The 15,951-nt window shown below is 66.5% G+C and carries 20 protein-coding genes; 6 read left to right on the top strand and 14 right to left on the bottom strand.

The window, feature by feature from the left end; genetic code table 11:
• Positions 1-7: 7 nt before the first annotated feature.
• A complete protein-coding gene (locus ABN611_RS07915; protein WP_350279140.1) occupies positions 8-595 on the bottom strand; it encodes a TetR/AcrR family transcriptional regulator in 588 nt (195 codons plus the stop codon).
• A gap of 72 nt (positions 596-667) precedes the next feature.
• On the opposite strand from ABN611_RS07915, the gene ABN611_RS07910 reads away from it, so the two are divergent.
• The gene (locus tag ABN611_RS07910) at positions 668-1,573 is read left to right on the top strand and encodes an ABC transporter ATP-binding protein (RefSeq protein ID WP_350279139.1); all 906 of its coding nucleotides are present in this window, start codon (positions 668-670) and stop codon (positions 1,571-1,573) included.
• Positions 1,573-2,337: a hypothetical protein gene (locus ABN611_RS07905; protein WP_350279138.1), complete on the top strand. Its 765-nt coding sequence runs from the start codon at positions 1,573-1,575 to the stop codon at positions 2,335-2,337. Before ABN611_RS07910 ends, ABN611_RS07905 begins: the two co-directional genes overlap by 1 nt.
• Here ABN611_RS07905 and ABN611_RS07900 read toward each other — a convergent pair.
• Genes ABN611_RS07900 through ABN611_RS07880 form a run of 5 tightly spaced genes read right to left on the bottom strand, consistent with a single transcriptional unit; the run spans position 2,334 to position 7,210 of the window.
• Positions 2,334-2,756 (bottom strand): rhodanese-like domain-containing protein, encoded by a 423-nt coding sequence (locus ABN611_RS07900; RefSeq protein ID WP_350279137.1) that lies wholly within the window; start codon positions 2,754-2,756, stop codon positions 2,334-2,336. The genes ABN611_RS07905 and ABN611_RS07900 overlap by 4 nt on opposite strands.
• Positions 2,756-3,886, bottom strand: a complete 1,131-nt coding sequence (locus ABN611_RS07895) for a cysteine desulfurase family protein (protein WP_350279136.1) — start codon at positions 3,884-3,886, stop codon at positions 2,756-2,758. The genes ABN611_RS07900 and ABN611_RS07895 overlap by 1 nt, the downstream gene beginning before the upstream one ends.
• Positions 3,883-5,112 (bottom strand): MFS transporter, encoded by a 1,230-nt coding sequence (locus ABN611_RS07890; protein WP_350279135.1) that lies wholly within the window; start codon positions 5,110-5,112, stop codon positions 3,883-3,885. The genes ABN611_RS07895 and ABN611_RS07890 overlap by 4 nt, the downstream gene beginning before the upstream one ends.
• The gene (locus ABN611_RS07885) at positions 5,112-6,437 is read right to left on the bottom strand and encodes an MBL fold metallo-hydrolase (protein WP_350279134.1); all 1,326 of its coding nucleotides are present in this window, start codon (positions 6,435-6,437) and stop codon (positions 5,112-5,114) included. The genes ABN611_RS07890 and ABN611_RS07885 overlap by 1 nt, the downstream gene beginning before the upstream one ends.
• A complete protein-coding gene (locus ABN611_RS07880) occupies positions 6,434-7,210 on the bottom strand; it encodes a methyltransferase domain-containing protein (protein WP_350279133.1) in 777 nt (258 codons plus the stop codon). The genes ABN611_RS07885 and ABN611_RS07880 overlap by 4 nt, the downstream gene beginning before the upstream one ends.
• Positions 7,211-7,309: 99 nt before the next feature.
• Here ABN611_RS07880 and ABN611_RS07875 point away from each other — a divergent pair, with 99 nt between their 5' ends.
• Positions 7,310-7,969 (top strand): metalloregulator ArsR/SmtB family transcription factor, encoded by a 660-nt coding sequence (locus tag ABN611_RS07875; protein ID WP_350279132.1) that lies wholly within the window; start codon positions 7,310-7,312, stop codon positions 7,967-7,969.
• A gap of 111 nt (positions 7,970-8,080) precedes the next feature.
• On the opposite strand, the gene ABN611_RS07870 is transcribed toward ABN611_RS07875, so the two are convergent.
• The 5 genes from ABN611_RS07870 to ABN611_RS07850 form a co-directional block, all read right to left on the bottom strand.
• On the bottom strand, positions 8,081-8,656 hold the full coding sequence (locus tag ABN611_RS07870; protein ID WP_350279131.1) for an HD domain-containing protein: 576 nt from the start codon (positions 8,654-8,656) through the stop codon (positions 8,081-8,083).
• A 255-nt stretch (positions 8,657-8,911) separates the two neighbouring features.
• Positions 8,912-9,277 carry a hypothetical protein gene (locus ABN611_RS07865; protein WP_350279130.1) on the bottom strand — a complete coding sequence of 122 codons (366 nt, stop codon included), beginning with the start codon at positions 9,275-9,277 and terminating at the stop codon, positions 8,912-8,914.
• 112 nt (positions 9,278-9,389) lie between these two features.
• On the bottom strand, positions 9,390-9,830 hold the full coding sequence (locus tag ABN611_RS07860; RefSeq protein ID WP_350279129.1) for an Imm1 family immunity protein: 441 nt from the start codon (positions 9,828-9,830) through the stop codon (positions 9,390-9,392).
• Positions 9,827-10,699, bottom strand: coding sequence for a DddA-like double-stranded DNA deaminase toxin (locus ABN611_RS07855; protein ID WP_350279128.1), 873 nt, complete (start codon positions 10,697-10,699; stop codon positions 9,827-9,829). Before ABN611_RS07855 ends, ABN611_RS07860 begins: the two co-directional genes overlap by 4 nt.
• A 17-nt stretch (positions 10,700-10,716) precedes the next feature.
• Positions 10,717-10,977: a hypothetical protein gene (locus ABN611_RS07850; protein ID WP_319043645.1), complete on the bottom strand. Its 261-nt coding sequence runs from the start codon at positions 10,975-10,977 to the stop codon at positions 10,717-10,719.
• A 107-nt stretch (positions 10,978-11,084) separates the two neighbouring features.
• On the opposite strand from ABN611_RS07850, the gene ABN611_RS07845 reads away from it, so the two are divergent.
• Complete coding sequence (locus tag ABN611_RS07845; RefSeq protein ID WP_350279127.1) at positions 11,085-11,609, top strand: hypothetical protein; 525 nt, start codon at positions 11,085-11,087, stop codon at positions 11,607-11,609.
• Positions 11,610-11,642: 33 nt separating this feature from the next.
• Here the strand turns inward: ABN611_RS07845 and ABN611_RS07840 are convergent, their stop codons facing one another.
• From ABN611_RS07840 to ABN611_RS07830, 3 genes are all read right to left on the bottom strand, one after another.
• Entirely contained in the window at positions 11,643-12,485 is an 843-nt protein-coding gene (locus ABN611_RS07840) for a methyltransferase domain-containing protein (protein WP_350279126.1), read from the bottom strand.
• Positions 12,486-12,843: 358 nt separating this feature from the next.
• Positions 12,844-13,170, bottom strand: a complete 327-nt coding sequence (locus tag ABN611_RS07835; protein ID WP_350279125.1) for a hypothetical protein — start codon at positions 13,168-13,170, stop codon at positions 12,844-12,846.
• 82 nt (positions 13,171-13,252) lie between these two features.
• On the bottom strand, positions 13,253-13,453 hold the full coding sequence (locus ABN611_RS07830; RefSeq protein ID WP_350279124.1) for a hypothetical protein: 201 nt from the start codon (positions 13,451-13,453) through the stop codon (positions 13,253-13,255).
• A gap of 216 nt (positions 13,454-13,669) precedes the next feature.
• Between ABN611_RS07830 and ABN611_RS07825 the strand changes: the two genes are divergently transcribed.
• Together ABN611_RS07825 and ABN611_RS07820 are read left to right on the top strand one after the other, a co-directional pair.
• The gene (locus tag ABN611_RS07825) at positions 13,670-14,989 is read left to right on the top strand and encodes an XRE family transcriptional regulator (protein WP_350279123.1); all 1,320 of its coding nucleotides are present in this window, start codon (positions 13,670-13,672) and stop codon (positions 14,987-14,989) included.
• A 17-nt stretch (positions 14,990-15,006) separates the two neighbouring features.
• Positions 15,007-15,870 (top strand): aminoglycoside phosphotransferase family protein, encoded by an 864-nt coding sequence (locus ABN611_RS07820; RefSeq protein ID WP_350279122.1) that lies wholly within the window; start codon positions 15,007-15,009, stop codon positions 15,868-15,870.
• Positions 15,871-15,951 lie beyond the last annotated feature (81 nt).

The raw sequence follows: 15,951 nt of genomic DNA, 5'->3' as shown, positions 1-15,951 counted from the left end.
ACGGCGGTCATCCTCGCAATGGGTCGGCGGCGATGGCGGTCACGGCTGCGCCAACAACCTCGGTGATGGTGTCGGCGGCGGTGTCCGGTGCGGGTGTGCCGGCGTCGAGCCAGGCGATGACGGCCTCGATCGCGATGGTGGGGATGAGGTCGGCTGCCCAGCGTAGTCGCGCCGGGTCCTTGATAGCTTCCTTCAGGTACGGCGCGGCCGTGGACTTCATGGCGTCGCGGAGCTCGTCCGCGTGGCGTCGGAACTCGGGTTCTTGTCCGGACTGGCGGAAGAACAGCCGGAAACCGTCGGGGTTGTTCTGGGCAACCGAGACGAGCGCCCGCAGGCTGTTCGCCGTGAGGTGGTCCGGGTGTCCGGTCGCGACGCGGAGCTCATCGCTGATCTCGGCGAGGACCGCCTCGTAGAGCTGTGTCTTGGAGTCGAAGTGCCGATAGATCAGGACCCGGCTGACGCTGGCTTCTGTGGCGACGTCGTCCAGGTTCGTCGCGGCGAATCCGCTGCGGGCGAAGGCGCGCGCCGCGGCTTGGATGAGCAGCCGGCGGCGCTCGGGCCGCTTGAGCAGCTTGCCCTCGGATGGGTTCGCCATCGTGGGTCTCGACCTCCCGAAGTGTTTACAGAGCTGTTGACACTTTGCTGTTAACACCTCATGGTAGTCGTCATGAGCGCCGGGATCGAGGTACGCGGGTTGTCGAAGTCGTTCGGGTCGGTCCGGGCTGTGGATGATCTGACCTTCACCGTGGCCCAGGGAACAGTGACGGGCTTCCTTGGGCCGAATGGTGCAGGCAAGACGACGACGTTGCGGATGGCGCTGGGCCTGATCCGGCCGGACGACGGCGAGACCACCATCGGCGGGGTCGCCTACCGGGACATCGCTGCGCCGGCGTCGGTCGTCGGTGCGGCGCTGGATGCGTCCGGGTTTCATCCCGGTCGGACTGGTCGCGCCCACCTGCAGATCTACGCCCGAGTGAACGGTTTCGCACACCAACGAGTCGATGCCGTACTCGAGGTGGTTGGCTTGACGGCTGCCGGTCGACGACGCATCGGCGGGTACTCGTTGGGCATGCGTCAGCGTCTTGCGCTCGCGGTCGCGATGCTGGGTGATCCACAGGTGCTGGTGCTCGACGAACCGGCGAACGGGTTGGATCCCGAGGGAATCGTCTGGCTCCGTCAACTGCTTCGTCGCCTTGCCGGCGAGGGGCGGACCGTTCTGGTCTCCAGTCACGTGCTGACCGAGATGCAGCAGCTCGTCGATCACGTGGTGATCATCGGCGGCGGGCGCCTGCTGTACCAGGGACCAGTGGCCGAGCTTGCGAACCGTCATGCAGCGGTGGTCGAGGTACGCACCCGGCACGGCGACCAACTGCGCGCGGCACTGACCGACCAGTACGACGTCAGCGTTACCGCTGCGGACAATGGCGTACTGCTCGTCGATGGCGTCGACGCGGCGGCGGTGGGCCGAGTCGCGTTCTCCGCCGGGGTCGAGCTGGAGTGGCTGGCGCAGCGCGACAGTGATCTGGAGGAGCTGTTCTTCAAGCTCACGGCCGATGCGCGGGTAGGTGCGTGATGGCGCGGTTGATTTCCGGCGAGTTCGCCAAGTTGTGGTCGACTCGGCTCTGGATGTGGTTGCTGCTGGCCACAATCGGGCTGACGGCGCTGTTCGCGAGCCTGAACATCGCGTTCAACGACGATCCTGCGACGCTCGCGCCGCCGCTGGCGACGGCGGCAGGGCAGCGCCTGCTGTTCGGTACCGCGGCAGGTGGCGCGCAGACGCTCGTTGCCGTGCTCGCCGCGATCGGCATCACGACCGAGTACCGGCATCGCACCGCGACGACGACGTACCTGACCACTCCGCACCGGACCCGCGTCATTGTGGCGAAGCTGGTCACGTACTGCTTGGTCGGCGCCGCGTATGCGATCGTCTGTCTCGCTGTTGTCGCGGTCATCGCCTGGCCGTGGCTGAACGCACGCGGTATCGACGTGACGGTCACCGGCAACGGCATCCCCGCCACCGCGATGGGTGTGATCGCCGCGGTGACCTTCTTCGCATTGCTCGGCGTCGGGCTGGGTGCGTTGCTGCGTGAGCAGGTCGGAACCGTCGTAGCGGTGCTCGTCTATCTGTTCGTCGCCGAGCCGATCGTCACTCGAATCCCGGCGTTGCAGGACTGGACTGTCTATCTGCCGGGACCGTCTGCGAGTGCGCTGGCGCGGATCACCCTGACGGACCAGAGCTTCCTGCGCCCGTGGCAAGGCGGTTTGGTCCTGGCCCTGTACTGCCTGGGAGTCATCTCCGCGGGTTTGTGGCGTACGACGCGCCTCGACCTGACCTAACCCAGCCGTCGAGGCGTGCGCGGTTGCGCTGGCTCCGGTGGATGGTCGATGGGGAGGTTGGCTGCTTGCCAAGCTTGGAAGCCGCCGACCACGTCGGTACTGCGGTGCAGGCCGAGCTCCCGCAAGGACTCAGCGGCCAGGCTCGACGAGTAGCCGGCCTCGCAGATGACGATCCATTGGATGTCGTACGAAACGGCCTCGGGGATGGCTGCGGTACTGGTGGTGGGGTCGAGTCGCCACTCCAGGTGGTTTCGTTCGATAACGATCGCTGCCGGCACTTCACCGCTCGCTCGCCGCTGGTACTCGGGCCGGGTGTCGACGATGAACGCTTCGCCTCGCTGCACGGCGTCGTACGCCTCCTGGGCCCTGAGACGCGGTAGCTCGGCCTGGACTCTGGCCACGCGGTCGTCGATAGACATCAGTCGCCACCGCCCAGTGCGGCTGAGATCAGGTGGTCGGCGGCGCCGTCGATGTCGGCGGGTGTGGTCGATCGGCCGAGTGAGAGGCGGATGGCGGCGAGTGCTCGGGGCCGGTCGAGACCCATGGCTGTGAGAACGGGTGAGGGTTCCGAGGCGCCGCTGTGGCAGGCCGAGCCGGTCGACGCGGCGATCGCCGGAGCCTTGCGCAGCAAGTCGGAGCCGATGGTGCCCTCGATGCTGATGTTGAGGGTGTTCGGCAGTCGTGACGCGGAGGGTCCGTTGAGCAGCACCCGGCCGGCTAGGGCTTCGGACAGGCGATCGTGAAGGGTATCGCGGAGCTTCTGGATTCGGTGGCGGTCGGCGAGGTGTTCGGACGCGAGCTGGGCGGCCGTACCGAGCGCGACGCCGAGGGCGACGTTCTCGGTGCCGGCGCGTAGGCCATGTTCCTGTCCGCCGCCGTACACCAGCGGCTCCAGCGGTACGCCGGTACGCACGTAAAGCGCGCCGATGCCCTTCGGCGCGTACATCTTGTGACCGACGACAGTTACCAGGTCGATGCCCAGGGCATCGACACCGAACGGGAGCTTGCCGAGGATCTGGGCGGCGTCGCAGTGGAACAGAGCGCCGCCGTCATGAGCGGCGCGGGCGAGATCACCGATCGGCTGGACGGTTCCGGTCTCGTTGTTGGCCGCCATGATCGAGACCAGCACGGTCCGCGGGGTCATGGCCGCGGCGAGATCACCTGGGTCGACTAGTCCGAGGCTGTCGACGGGCAGGTAGGTGATGTCGGCGCCGTGCCATCGCTCAAGGGCCCGGCACGCTTGCAGTACTGCGGGGTGCTCGGTGACCTGGGTGATCACGTGCGGGTGGGGTGTGTTCGATGCCAGCACGGCTCCGCGGATCGCGAGATTGTCCGCCTCCGAGCCTGAGCCGGTGAAGACGATCTGCCCATCGTTCGCGCCAAGGAGTGCGGCGACTGAGCGATGTGCCTCGTCGAGGGCAGCGCGGGGCGCCGCGCCGTACGCATGCTCGCTGGACGGATTGCCGAAGGCGTCCTCGAGGTACGGGAGCATCGCGGCCGTGACCGCGGGATCGATGGGAGTGGTCGCGTTGTGGTCGAGGTAGATCATGGCGCGCTCCTGCGAAGCCTGGGATGCGTTTCGTACATGCGGATCGCGACGACGAGACCCGACAGAGCCGTGATGACTGCCACGACCCACACCGCTGTTCGCAGTCCCCAGATGTCGGCGACCACGCCGGCCAGGATGGCGCCGACGGCGAATCCGCCGTCGCGCCACAGCCGGTAGACCCCGACGGCTCGGGCGCGCCACGCGGGATGGGCGACGTCGCCGATGCTGGCGAGCAGGGTCGGGTAGACCATCGCGGTGCCGACGCCCAGCAGTACTGCGGCTGCTGCCCACAGCGAGAATCGGTCCACTGCCGCGATCGTCGCGAGGGCGAGTGCCTGGATGAGCATGCCTGTGGTGATCAGGTGCTTGCGTCCCCAGCGGTCCGACAGCGGTCCGGTGACAAGTTGCCCTAGGCCCCAAACGGCCGGGTAGAGAGCGGCCAGGATCCCGATCCGTGCGACGGACAGTCCCGCGGTGGCGAACAGGATGGGGAACAGTCCCCAGGCGAGCCCGTCGTTGAGATTGTTGACCATCCCGGCCTGACTGGCCGACGACAAGGCGGGCTCCCGCAAGCTGGTTTGGGTGAATACCTGTCGATCTGTCATTTCGCCCGAGGTGTGATGTGTTGCGGCTTCGAGGTGCGCATGGTCGCGGGTCTCGCGGACAGCGATCGCCGACAGGCCGAGGCCGAGGGCGGCGTACGACAGTCCAAGCAGGAATGGTGCCGGGCGGAGGCCGTAGTGGGCGGCGAGGTATCCCGTGGCCAGTGCGGTCGCGGCGACGGCGACGTACCCGGCGGCCTCGTTGAGGCCCATGGCCAGGCCGCGGCGGTGGGGGCCGGCGAGGTCGATCTTCATGATGACCGTTGTGGACCAGGTGAGGCCTTGGCTGATGCCGAGGAGGACGTTCGCGGCGACAACCCAGCCCCAGGACGGCGCCCAGATGAGGATGAGCGGGACGGGTACGGCGATGAGCCAGCCGGTGACGAGGACGGGTTTGCGGCCGTAGCGGTCCGACCAGGTGCCGGCGAAGTAGTTCGTTGCGGCCTTGGTGAGCCCGAAGGCCAGGATGTAGGTGAGCAGGAAGGTGTAGCCGGTCAGGTGGAATGTGCGGTCGGCGAGCAGTGGCAGGACGGTTCGTTCCTGTCCGAGCATGCCGCCGACGAGCGCGTTGACCGCGACCAGCAGGCTGAACTGGGCGAGGTTGGCGCGGATCCCGAGCCGCATCAGCCGGTCTCCAGTTCCTGCCCTGTGGCTGCTGCCCAGTCCTCTGCGCCGCCGACGAGTACGACGAGGTCGCGGTGCCCGGTGCGTTCGAGCAGGCTCGCGGCGGTCATCGCCCGTTCGCCGTGGCCGCACATCACGGTCAGCGGTTCCCGTCGTACGTCGTCTGCTCGGTCGGCGAGGGCGCCGAGTTCGATGTGCTGGGCCTGGGGAAGGTGGCCGGCGTGGAACTCGGAGTCCTGCCGGACGTCGAGGACCGCGCCTCGGACGCTGCGCGGCTCGACCAGGCGGGTGCTGGCGATCTCGCCGTCCCAGCTGTCCATCCCACCGTCCAGTTCTCCGGCGAAGGTGTAGCCGATCTTGGCGGCCTGCCAGGCGATCTCGTCCGCGTCCTGGTCGGGCCGCCGTACGACGACCAACGGCCGATCGTCCGGAGCCAACCAACCCAGCCACGACGCGAACGCCGGCCGCAGCGGGATCGACAGCGCGCCGGGGATGTGTCCGGCGGCGAAGTCCTTGGTCGGCCGGACGTCGACCAAGTCGGCGTCCAGGCGACGGACCGCGGCGGCGTGCAGCGGCTTCAGCGAGGGAGTGCGGCCGAGGATGGTCAGGCCGCGCCGGTTGATCTCGGGCAAGCGGCCGAAGTACGGCGGGTAACTGCCGAGCGAGCCGAGGAGCTCCTTGACGAAGGCGTCCTCGCTGTCGGCCTGCAGTAGCGGATTCGTCGCGCGTTCCCGGCCGATCGTGCTGACCCGGTCGGCGCCTGGGGGAGCGGAGCAGAACGATCCGGCGCCGTGGGTCGGCCAGACCTCCACGTCGTCGGGCAGTTCGGCAAGGCGCTGCAGGGACGCGTACTGCGCGCGGGCGAGCGACTCGGTCTGGTCGGGAGAGACGAGGTCGGTGCGGGCGGCGGCGCCGACGATGAGCGATCCGCCGGTGAAGACGCCGAGGGGACGGGCGCCGTCGAGGAGGAGGAAGGACAGGTGCTCGTGGGTGTGGCCCGGCGTACCGAGTGCTTGCAGGCGCAGCCCACCGAGGTCGACCTCGTCGCCGTCGCGCAGGCCGCGGTGCCCGAACTCGCGATGCCCTGCTGCGGAGGCGAGAATCTCGGCGCCCTGGGCCGCGGCGAGTTGGCGTGCACCGGAGACGAAGTCAGCGTGCAGGTGGGTGTCGGCGGCGTACGCGACCGTCAGCCCACGGCGCTCGAGTGTCGCGCCGGCCGCTCGTAGGTCGAGGCTGACGTCCACAACCAGCGCCCGACCGTCGTCCAGGTCGACCACGTAGGCCGAGTTGCCGAGGCCCTCATCGACCAGCGGAACTACGGTCATCGTGCCTCTTCCTTGACCGCGAGCACCGAGATGCTCTTCACGCCGTACACCTTGCCGGCGTTGCGTGCCTGCTCCGACAGGAACTCGTACGGGTTGGACCGGATCTCGCGGATCGTGAAGCCGGCGGCTTCGATCGTTGCGAGGTAGGCGTCCTCCTGGGCAGCGCCGCCGATGCAGGAGGCCCAGAGGTCTGTGTTGCATACGATGGAGTCCTTGAGTTGCGTCTCGCTGACGATGTCTGCGATCGCGAGCCGTCCACCGGGCCTCAGCACTCGCGCCGCTTCGCCGAACACGGCTGCCTTGTCCGCGCTGAGGTTGATGACACCGTTGGAGATCACACAATCGACTGTCTGGTCAGCGAACGGCAGCCGCTCGATCCCCGCGGTGTGGAACTCGACCTGGTCGAGGCCGGACTCCCCGGCGAGGCGGCGCGCCTTGTCGATCTGCTCGCGCGTGAAGTCGACGCCGATCACCCGACCGGTCGGGCCGACGAGGTCGGCGGCGTAGAACGCGTCCATCCCGGAGCCGCTGCCGAGGTCGAGCACGGTCTCGCCGAGCTTCGGAGCGGCCAGGTCGAAGAAGAAGCCGACACCGGCGAACGAGTCCACGGCCGGAGTGGGTACGGCGGCCAGTCGAGCCTCGTCGTACCCAACCCGCAGTGCGAGCTGCTCGCCGAGCTCGAAGTGGAAGTCGCCGCGCGGATTCTCGGCGACCTGCCGGTACATGCGTTGGACCTTCTCGGTCAGCGCCTGCGTGTCGAGTGTCGTGTCCATCGTTCCCACCCACCTTGTTCAAGAGATTACTTGAATAAGACCTCTCGACCCGGGTATTGTCAAGAGAAGACTTGAATATGCAGGTCAAGGAGGCTGGAGATGGGTGATCACGCGGCGAAGGCGGTGTTGTTCGACGCGCTGACGGAGGGGGCGAAAGCGCTGGCGAACGGCCGCCGGGCCGAGCTGATCGACGTGCTGGCCCAGGGAGAGCGGTCGGTCGAGGAACTGGCCGCCGAGATCGACCAATCGGTAGCCAACACGTCTCACCATCTTCAGCGCTTGCTCCGCTCCGGCCTGGTCAAGGCCCGTCGGTCGGGGACGCGCATCTACTACGCACTCGCCAGCGAGACGGTCGCGGATCTGTGGCGAGCGATGCGCGCGGTCGCCGAGGAACATGTCTCCGGATTGGATCGGCTAGCGCGCGACTACCTCGGCGACCGCGACTCGCTCGAGCGCATGACTCGCGACGAGTTGGTGAAGCGCCTCCGGGCGGGCGATGTCGTCGTACTGGATGTCCGTCCGGCTGCCGAATTCGCCGCCGGTCACCTGCCGGGCGCGATCTCACTGCCCGTCGATCAACTGCGAGAGCGGTTGGCGGAAGTGGGCGGCGGCGCCGAGGTCGTCGCCTATTGCCGCGGCCCGTACTGCGTGTACGCCGACGACGCTGTACGGCTGCTCACCAGCGAGGGGCGTGCGGCGTACCGCCTCGAGGACGGCTTCCCCGAGTGGGCAATGGCGGGCCTGCCGATCGAGCGTTAGATCTCGCTTCAGTGCATCGTGACGACACGTGCGCCCATCTGGCCAGCGCGCCCGGTACGGGAGACTGAACTCGTTGTCAGATCGCGGTCACGCGCCCAGGAACGGGGACTGTCAGCGGTCGCGCCAGGCGAGTGGTGAGGTTTGAAGAGTTGCTTCGGCAAGGCGGCGACCGAAGTCGGTCTGGATGCGGGCACGGGAGGATGCGATCCAGCCGGTGATGCGCTTGTAGCCGGCTTCGCCGTACTCGACGGCCTGCATGAGGCATTCGAGGCGATCGGCGTCTTTCGCGCAGCGAGCCTCGATCGTCTCGGCGGCCTCGTACTCGCTGACGGCTTCGCGGATGCTCTTGGCGGCTGCCTCCGGAAGGACAGCGACCTGGTCCTCGGTGATGCGTTCGTTGCTCGCGACATCCACATACGGCCTGGCGGTGTGTGGGATATCGCCGATCCGTGTCTCCTGCGAGTCGTGCCACATCCCGAGGTACGCCGCCCTCGCCGGATCGCCACCCTCCTCGCTGGCGATCAGCGCCGCGAACTGGGCAACGCGCAGGCTGTGCTCTGCGACGGACTCGGGGTCGCGGACTCCGGCATGCCACCATCCGGCCCGACGAAGCCGCTTGAGCACACCCATCTCGTAGGCGAAGACGGCGACGCCTGCTGCGTCCCGGTCAGTAGCGTCAACCCTCACGATTACTCCGTTCGATCATCGGTTGGCCAACTGCACAGCGCACCGCAGGTTGTTGAACTGTACGGTGCTACTGCCAGCGGGGCTGTCGTCGAGCGCTGCTTCGACCCCTCGCCGATTCGTTGTCGTAGCTCTCGGTCGTTTTTCCAGGAGCTCCGGACGGGCGAGCACCAATTGCCAGAGGCCGGAGATGTTTGCGGAGCGTCACCTGATGTGTCAGATGTTCGGGAAGGTGGTTCGCTAGCCGCGTCGACGGAGTTAGCTCACGGCTTCAATTCGTTCAAAGATGTCGGAGTCAGTTTCTCGCTGCCAGGCTGGCAGGTCGTCCCAGTCAGCTACATAACTGGGCTTGGGGTTGGGGATGTGGCGGTAGATCTGAGCGATCCAGCACAGCGCTACGAACCGGCCCTTCTGCTCGCGGCTGAGCTTGCTGGTGCTCCCTTCCGAGACCTCGACGAACGTCCGCACCTGTTCATACACGGCTGCGGCACTCTCCCGCTCCCAGTCAGGCGTGTCTTCCCACGGCGCGACGTACCCAGGCTTTGGCGCGCCGGGGTGGTGCTTCGTAACACCCGCAATCCATGCCTCACGGAAGATGCGGCCTTGTTCGTTCAACAACAGCATTGCTCCTGAGGGAGGGGGCTACAGCGGCGAAGGCGAGACTGCACAGGCGGAGATGTCTTTGCTTAAGCGCGATAGCCGGCATCGAGCCGGTCAGTGCTGAGCGATGGCACCCTCAGTTGACGCCATCGGGCCACGCGCGCCACTCGAACGACTCAGGACGGGCGCCGTCGCCTTCAATGAACTCCCGTACTGCTTGACGAACCTGCCCGATGCTGACCTCGGAATCCTGCGGCCAGGCTTCGCCATGCGTTGCGTAGACATAGAACATCTCGTCACGCTGGCTGATGGCACCGGGTACATACGTCACGTCCTGATCGTCACCGCCGGCGTAGCGAATCCCGCCCACGTCAGCCTTGGCGTTCACCGCTATGCGCATCTCATGGTCGGGCAACCCGGCCATGAGCGGACGACCGTCCGCGTACAGCGTGGCGACGGAGTAGTCGAACGACTCGCTCAGTAGTGCATCCACTAAGGCATCGGCATCGCCCGCGTTGGTGAGCACGACGGGATCGTCGTCGTGCTCGTGCCGGAAGAACGCTTCCACCCTGCTCATGACTGCTCCTGTTCTGATGGTGGCTGGGGGTAGGTCCTCTTGAATCCGTCAGGACCGAATACTGTCAACGTTGATCCCGGCGGAAGAATCAAACCAATCAATGCCCGACATCCCCACTTACCTGGGCACGGCAATTTGTTGATCATGATTGTTTCGTGCTTCAGACCCTGAACTCGCATTCGCATGGCGAACTTTGTCTCCACGTGTGACGGCGTGGTGATGCTATCACCGTGCCTCGGCGGAATTCCCTGTCCTCGTAGGAAGTCCGTCGCTTTCTGAAACCACTCATCATGCTGACCGCTGACCAACTCCTCTTCGTTGCCATCTTTATCGACCCACAGGCCGCGGGTCTTCGGCTGAGTCAGCTCGGACTCTTCCCGGCGGGGTAGCGTCTGCTGCAACCGGTGGCCCTCCTCGTCGCTAATTCGTCGCCCGGGCGATCCTTCCTCCGGGCTCGTCTCATCGCTGGCACCCGTGGTCCGGTCGGGCTTGTCCGCTCCAGGCTTCTCATGGTCCTCTTCCTGCCGGCGTTCCGCGGGTCGCGTGCTGCCACTTGGACCGAGCGGCCGGCCAGCCGTCGAGCCGCCGTTTGGCTCGGTGGTTCGGATTCCGCTGACCATCTGCTCGACCCACTGCTTTGCCCGGGCCTCAGCCTGAGACAAGTAGTGAGCAGCTTCCTCGCAGCGTCGCGCTGCGTCGTCGAGCTGCATGGCGGCCATGCGGGCATTCGGGTTGTTGCTCTGGTTGCCGATCCATGCCGCGGCTTCGCGGCACTTCCTGGCTCGGTCATGCAGATGGCCGACCGCCCGCGGTGCCTCGTTCAGGCAGGCGAGCAGCTGTTCAGCGACCCGCTGCAACTCGGAAGGCATACGACGGCCTCGGCCGGCTAAATCTGGTCGGCGTAGCTACGGCAGCCAGCCTCGGCGATCTGTAGCGATTGGACCGCTTGGTCGACCGACTTGGCGGCAGCGTCGAGCATGGTCGCGATGTCCTGGTCGGCCCGCGTCGCCGTACCACGGATCAGCATCTGTACTTGTTGGCTGGACTGTTCGAAGCGCTGCTTGAACCCGGCCAAGCTGGCGGCGCCTTGGCGTGACTGATCGGCCAGGCCGTGCAGCTGCATCTTCATCTGTTCGACTTGGGACATCGAGAGCTCCTCACTTGATTGGACTCAGCGGTCTGCTGGGGGACGGATTGACAAGCCGCGCGGTAGCGCGGCAATGATGTTCCCGATACGGGAGGACGATCAGGCAGATGATTAGACGCAAGAACGCCTTGTTGGACACGGCTCTCTCCTGCGTGGAGCGTGGCATTCCGGTGCAGGCAGCAACCATTTCCGGTACGCCGGACGGCGACTGGATCGCCGATGCCGATTTAGCCCGCGCGGCCTGGGGCGTCGACGAGCCGCCGAACTTGGCGATCACGTCGTGTCCGACCGTCGCGATCTGGCACCTGCCGCGGATCGCCGGCGCTTATGGCAAGCGCCTCTACGAGCAGGAGCGACCTGGCATCTGGCCGCCGACGATGCAGCTGCCGAACGGCGACTGGATCACCTGCACGTTGCAGCCCGACACCGACCTCGGCCCACTGGCGACCGGTGTCGTGTACATCGAGCCCGGTACGCCCGTGGTCATCCCGCCTTCGACGACCCTGGATGGCCGGCTGCGGTGGGACGGGTCGAAGTTCCCGCTGCATCCACTCCCGTGCGCAGAGGCTGTGTTGTCTAAGGTGCTCCGTGCCGAAGAGGAGTACGTCGAGCTGCACGGCCGGCCCGGCTGAGGTCTGACCAGCCGTACAGCAGGGCGCCACGATTCAGCCCTTTTGCCCCATGGCCAGGAACAGCGAGCTCGCCGCCACCAGCTCGGGCAAGCGGTCGGCCAGGCGGGAGCACTCCAGTGCCGTGTCGAGCGGGTCGTGTTGGGCAAGCTTGTCGGTGTAGGGCTGGTTCTTGAAGTGGGCGTCGATCATGACGGCCAGCCAGCCACCGGGACCAGTGAGGCCGAAGATGTTGACCGGCCGCAGCCCGGCGCTGACGAGTTCGCTGCGTAGCTCGCTCTCGCGGTGGTAGTAGCAGTGCGCCATGCGCTCGTTGGCGGCGCTGTGGCCGGTCCCCAGGATGTCGCGCACGATGCCGTGCCGCGTCAGGAGTGTGTTGGCGAGCGTCGAGCCGATCAGGTTCGCGGCCCGGTTGATAGCTACGGCTGCGAGTACGCCGCGCGGTCGCAACACTCGCAGCGCCTCACGAAGCGCCAAGCGCCGATCGCTGGCGTCAGGCAGGTGATATAGCGGCCCCGCCATCAGCACGGCATCGAATGACTCGTTAGGCCACGGCAGCCGGCGCCCGTCGCCGAGCTCGGCGGTGATGCCTGCTGCGTTGGCCTGGTCGACGTGACGCTGGACCGGATCGAGCAGTACTACGTCGTGCCCCTGGTCGCGGAGCCAGCCAGCGTGCACCCCGGGGCCGCCGCCGATATCGGCGATGCGGGCCGGAGCCGACGGGAACCACTGGCCGAGGAAGTCGTAGAGCCGGGCTTGCTCCAGTCGGCCTTTGACGGTCGAGTTCAACCGGGCGGCCTCGTCCCAGCGGCTCGAATAGTGTCTCTCGATCGCTGGATCGACGCTCGGCCGATCTAGCGGGATTACGGGCGTATCCACTGCGCTCCTATCATCGATGTGGAACAGCGGGCGGGCGTCCGCTCTGCAGGCTGTGCGCCCACCCGCTGGTCTTGAACGGCGCTGGCCGGGTGGTCGCTCGCCCCGGGCGCGGAGGCCCAACCACCCAGCCAGCTGTGACCGAGGCACCCGTCCGGGCCTCGGCGCCTGAGCGGCTGACACGGAGCGGACTCGCATTCACATCCCGTGCCAGCCGGCATCTGTGCGGGCCCTGGCCGAGCCCTCCACAGGGGAGAGGAGGACTCGGACAAGGACCGCGGTACGACGGAGTCGATGGGTGTGCAGCGATCTTCTGCACGTGAGGGGCTGAGGACGACGACTCCCCACCGACTCCGCCAGTTCATGGGGTGACCTCATGCAGCACGATGCGAGCCCCCGTGACCCGCTCGAACTGCGCACGCACTTCTGCCGGACCTCCCACCAGTGCCAGGTGCCGCAGACTCGGCAGTACAACCGCCGTGATCTCGTAGCGGTTGACCGAAGCAACCAGCGCCTCGAAGGCTTGTGGGGCAGTTTCAGGGTCTTCGACGTACACCGAGCCCATGAGAAAGCCTTCGAGTTGGCCGAACTCGCCGAGTTCACGCTCCATGTCGTCGACGTGTCGGCCCGACAAGTACAGGTCGCGCCGGGCGTATCCAAGCAGCAATGGTCGGCTGTAGTCGGTCACCGGTCCTCGTCCATCAAGCGACGGAAGGTCGCGACCAAGCGCTCCCAGAGCCGGGACCACCAGCCACGTCGGTGCTGGCCGTTCACGAGTCAGCAGCACTCGGTCTCACCGCCGCGGTCGTCGGCTCGATGGTCACGCGAAGGCTCGCGAAGCGCCGCGTCATGCCCGCCTGGTACTTCATGGCCGTTGCTGGCTCGGCGGTGTAGTCCGCGATGACATGGTCACCGAACCAGACGCGGACGCGGCGCTGGGTTGGTTGCGGGACATCAGCAAGCCTCGTCATTCGCCGCGCACCTCCTCGATCATGTCGCGGATGATGAAGCTGTAGAGCACTGCTGCGATGAGCGTGAGGAGCCATGTACTCGCTGTCATGGCGACCACCTTCCCGTTCGGGAGGGATCCCGGGAAGGGAGGTTGGGCGGGATGCCAAAGGGAGGAATTGGGGAGGAATCGTCGCCGTTAGGTGCCCGGCGGTCACAGCCTGTGGCACCATCGATGAGTGACGGAGGCGAATGATCAGCTTCGCCACGCGCGCGAGCGCGTGGAGTCGCCTCACGCTCCGGGCCAGCCGGCGTCCCGCCAGGATCTCGCTGAAATGGTCAATGAGTGGATCTGGCAGCACCGTGGCCGCCGGACCGACATCGACGCCAACTACATCGGCAAGCTCGAACGGGGACTAATTCGAAGCCCTCAGGCCGACTATCGGGCGGCCCTGAGGGCTATCACTGGCGTACGCACTGATCCTGACCTGGGGTTCCGAGTGCGTCGCCACTCATCCCCACCGGTGGAGAACGTGGATCGAAAAGAATTCCTCCGAGCAGTTATCGGCGTAGGTGCCGCTGCAGTGTCCTCGGCGCCGCTGTTGGAACTGCTGACGCCTGATCAGGCAACACCGGTACCGAACATCGTTACGGAGGCCGACATCGATGGCGTCCGTACGGCGGCGCGGGTCTTCGGCTCGTGGGACAACCACTACGGCGGCGGGCTGGCACGCGAAGCGGTCATCGCCCAGCTCCGTCATTCGGCCGAGATGTTGGACTCTCGTTGCCACGAGAACCTACGCAGCGAGCTGTTCTCATCGGTCGGCTTCCTCGGTCACGTCTGCGCCATGATGGCCTTCGACGCCTACGCTCACGACGACGCACGGCGGATGTTCCGCTTCACGCAGGCCTGCGCCGACGAAGCCGGCGACTGGAATCTGCGCGCGAAGACCCTCTCTTCAATGGCGCGCCAAGCGATCTGGTGCGGCGACCCGGACCAGGGCTTGACGCTTACTGAGATGGCGCTGGTGCGGGCCGACCGTCTGACGGCAACAGAGCGAGCCATGCTGTTGGCTGCGCGAGCTCGGGCGTTGGCGAAACTTGGCCATGTGCAGGAGACACTGCGGACAGTTGGCCTGGCGGATGAGCAGTTTGCTCAAGCCGATCCCGCTAACGATCCCGACTGGATGCGCTACTACGACCAGGCACAGCACCTTGGCGACACCGGGCATGCCCTGTGGGATCTCGCCGTTCGCCAGGGCGAAGCTGAACAGGAAGCAGCTGCCAGGCTGGCTAGCGCCGTCGCCGGCCACACCGAGACCTACGTGCGTTCGCGCGCCATGAGCGGCATCAAGCTGGCATCGCTGACCATGACGGTCGGCGATCCCCAGGAGGCGGCTGTCATTGGCACGCAGGCACTGAAGGACGCTCGCTCCTTGCGTTCACGTCGGGCAGCTGACGACCTGCGTGACCTGGCGCGCCGGGCGACGGTGTTCGAGCGAATCAATGAAGTCGACGAGCTGCGCCACGACATCCGTAATGTGCTGGCCGCCTCGTGACAGTGTCACCTTCACAGGTGCTGCTCGAGCAGGCGTGCAGTCAGGTTGGCCTGTCCTCGTCGGGCGCCAAGCCAGTTCGGCTGGGCGAGAACGCCATCTACCGTCTCCCGGGCCAGGTGGTGGCGCGCATCGGACGAAGCGGGCAGGTTGACGCCGCTAGGAAGGAGGTCGCCGTCGCACGATGGCTCGCGTCTGTGAAGGTGCGAGCAGTTGAGACCGTCGCCGGCATCGACCAGCCGGTCGTCATTGATGCCTCGCCGGTGACCTTCTGGCGTGAGCTCCCCGAGCATCGTCATGGCACCCCGCCCGAGGTCGCCGCCGTACTCAGACGCCTACACGCCAGTCCACTACCGAATAACTTCGATCTTCCACCGCTTGCCTCGTTCGTTCGCCTGGCCGAACGTATCGAAGGAGCGACGACCTTGAGCGAAGACGATCGGGACTGGCTGCGTGGGCAGCTCGCCCGACTCAGGGAGGCGTTCGATGACCTTCCCGCCGGCCTGCCACGGAGCGCGATCCACGGCGACGCCTGGGCCGGCAACGTCGTGGTAACAGTCGATGGTCCTGTGCTCCTGGACCTCGAACGTTTCTCGCTCGGACCGCCTGAGTGGGATCTGGTCAGCACCGCGGTTCGGTTGAGCACGTTCGGCACTATGACGGCTGAGGAGTACCAAGCCTTCGCACAGGCATACGGACATGACGTGCTCGAGTGGGACGGATTCGAAGTGCTGCGCGACATCCGTGAGTTGCGCGTCACCTGCTACGCGGCCCAGCGTGCGAGCGAAGAGCCCGCACTCCGTGAGCAGGCCGATCTGCGAGTCGCCAGTATTCGCGGCCTTCGCGGACCGCGACCGTGGCCCGACTGGAAGCCACTGACCTGAGCCAAGGACTGTGCTGGTTCGAGCAAGCGCCGCCGTCGTTCGCGATCTAAGCAGATCGGGCAGCTTGGAATGGGTTCAGCC

Source organism: Kribbella sp. HUAS MG21 (assembly GCF_040254265.1).
Taxonomy (GTDB): domain Bacteria; phylum Actinomycetota; class Actinomycetes; order Propionibacteriales; family Kribbellaceae; genus Kribbella.
This window is presented reverse-complemented; position numbering and strand designations above follow the sequence as displayed.

Excerpts from the sequence above, each read along its gene's own strand:
- ABN611_RS07915 (WP_350279140.1), bottom strand. The coding sequence starts at position 595 with ATGGCGAACCCATCCGAGGGCAAGCTGCTCAAGCGGCCCGAGCGCCGC.
- ABN611_RS07910 (WP_350279139.1), top strand. The coding sequence starts at position 668 with ATGAGCGCCGGGATCGAGGTACGCGGGTTGTCGAAGTCGTTCGGGTCG.
- ABN611_RS07905 (WP_350279138.1), top strand. The coding sequence starts at position 1,573 with ATGGCGCGGTTGATTTCCGGCGAGTTCGCCAAGTTGTGGTCGACTCGG.
- ABN611_RS07900 (WP_350279137.1), bottom strand. The coding sequence starts at position 2,756 with ATGTCTATCGACGACCGCGTGGCCAGAGTCCAGGCCGAGCTACCGCGT.
- ABN611_RS07895 (WP_350279136.1), bottom strand. The coding sequence starts at position 3,886 with ATGATCTACCTCGACCACAACGCGACCACTCCCATCGATCCCGCGGTC.
- ABN611_RS07890 (WP_350279135.1), bottom strand. The coding sequence starts at position 5,112 with ATGCGGCTCGGGATCCGCGCCAACCTCGCCCAGTTCAGCCTGCTGGTC.
- ABN611_RS07885 (WP_350279134.1), bottom strand. The coding sequence starts at position 6,437 with ATGACCGTAGTTCCGCTGGTCGATGAGGGCCTCGGCAACTCGGCCTAC.
- ABN611_RS07880 (WP_350279133.1), bottom strand. The coding sequence starts at position 7,210 with ATGGACACGACACTCGACACGCAGGCGCTGACCGAGAAGGTCCAACGC.
- ABN611_RS07875 (WP_350279132.1), top strand. The coding sequence starts at position 7,310 with ATGGGTGATCACGCGGCGAAGGCGGTGTTGTTCGACGCGCTGACGGAG.
- ABN611_RS07865 (WP_350279130.1), bottom strand. The coding sequence starts at position 9,277 with ATGCTGTTGTTGAACGAACAAGGCCGCATCTTCCGTGAGGCATGGATT.
- ABN611_RS07860 (WP_350279129.1), bottom strand. The coding sequence starts at position 9,830 with ATGAGCAGGGTGGAAGCGTTCTTCCGGCACGAGCACGACGACGATCCC.
- ABN611_RS07855 (WP_350279128.1), bottom strand. The coding sequence starts at position 10,699 with ATGCCTTCCGAGTTGCAGCGGGTCGCTGAACAGCTGCTCGCCTGCCTG.
- ABN611_RS07850 (WP_319043645.1), bottom strand. The coding sequence starts at position 10,977 with ATGTCCCAAGTCGAACAGATGAAGATGCAGCTGCACGGCCTGGCCGAT.
- ABN611_RS07845 (WP_350279127.1), top strand. The coding sequence starts at position 11,085 with ATGATTAGACGCAAGAACGCCTTGTTGGACACGGCTCTCTCCTGCGTG.
- ABN611_RS07830 (WP_350279124.1), bottom strand. The coding sequence starts at position 13,453 with ATGACGAGGCTTGCTGATGTCCCGCAACCAACCCAGCGCCGCGTCCGC.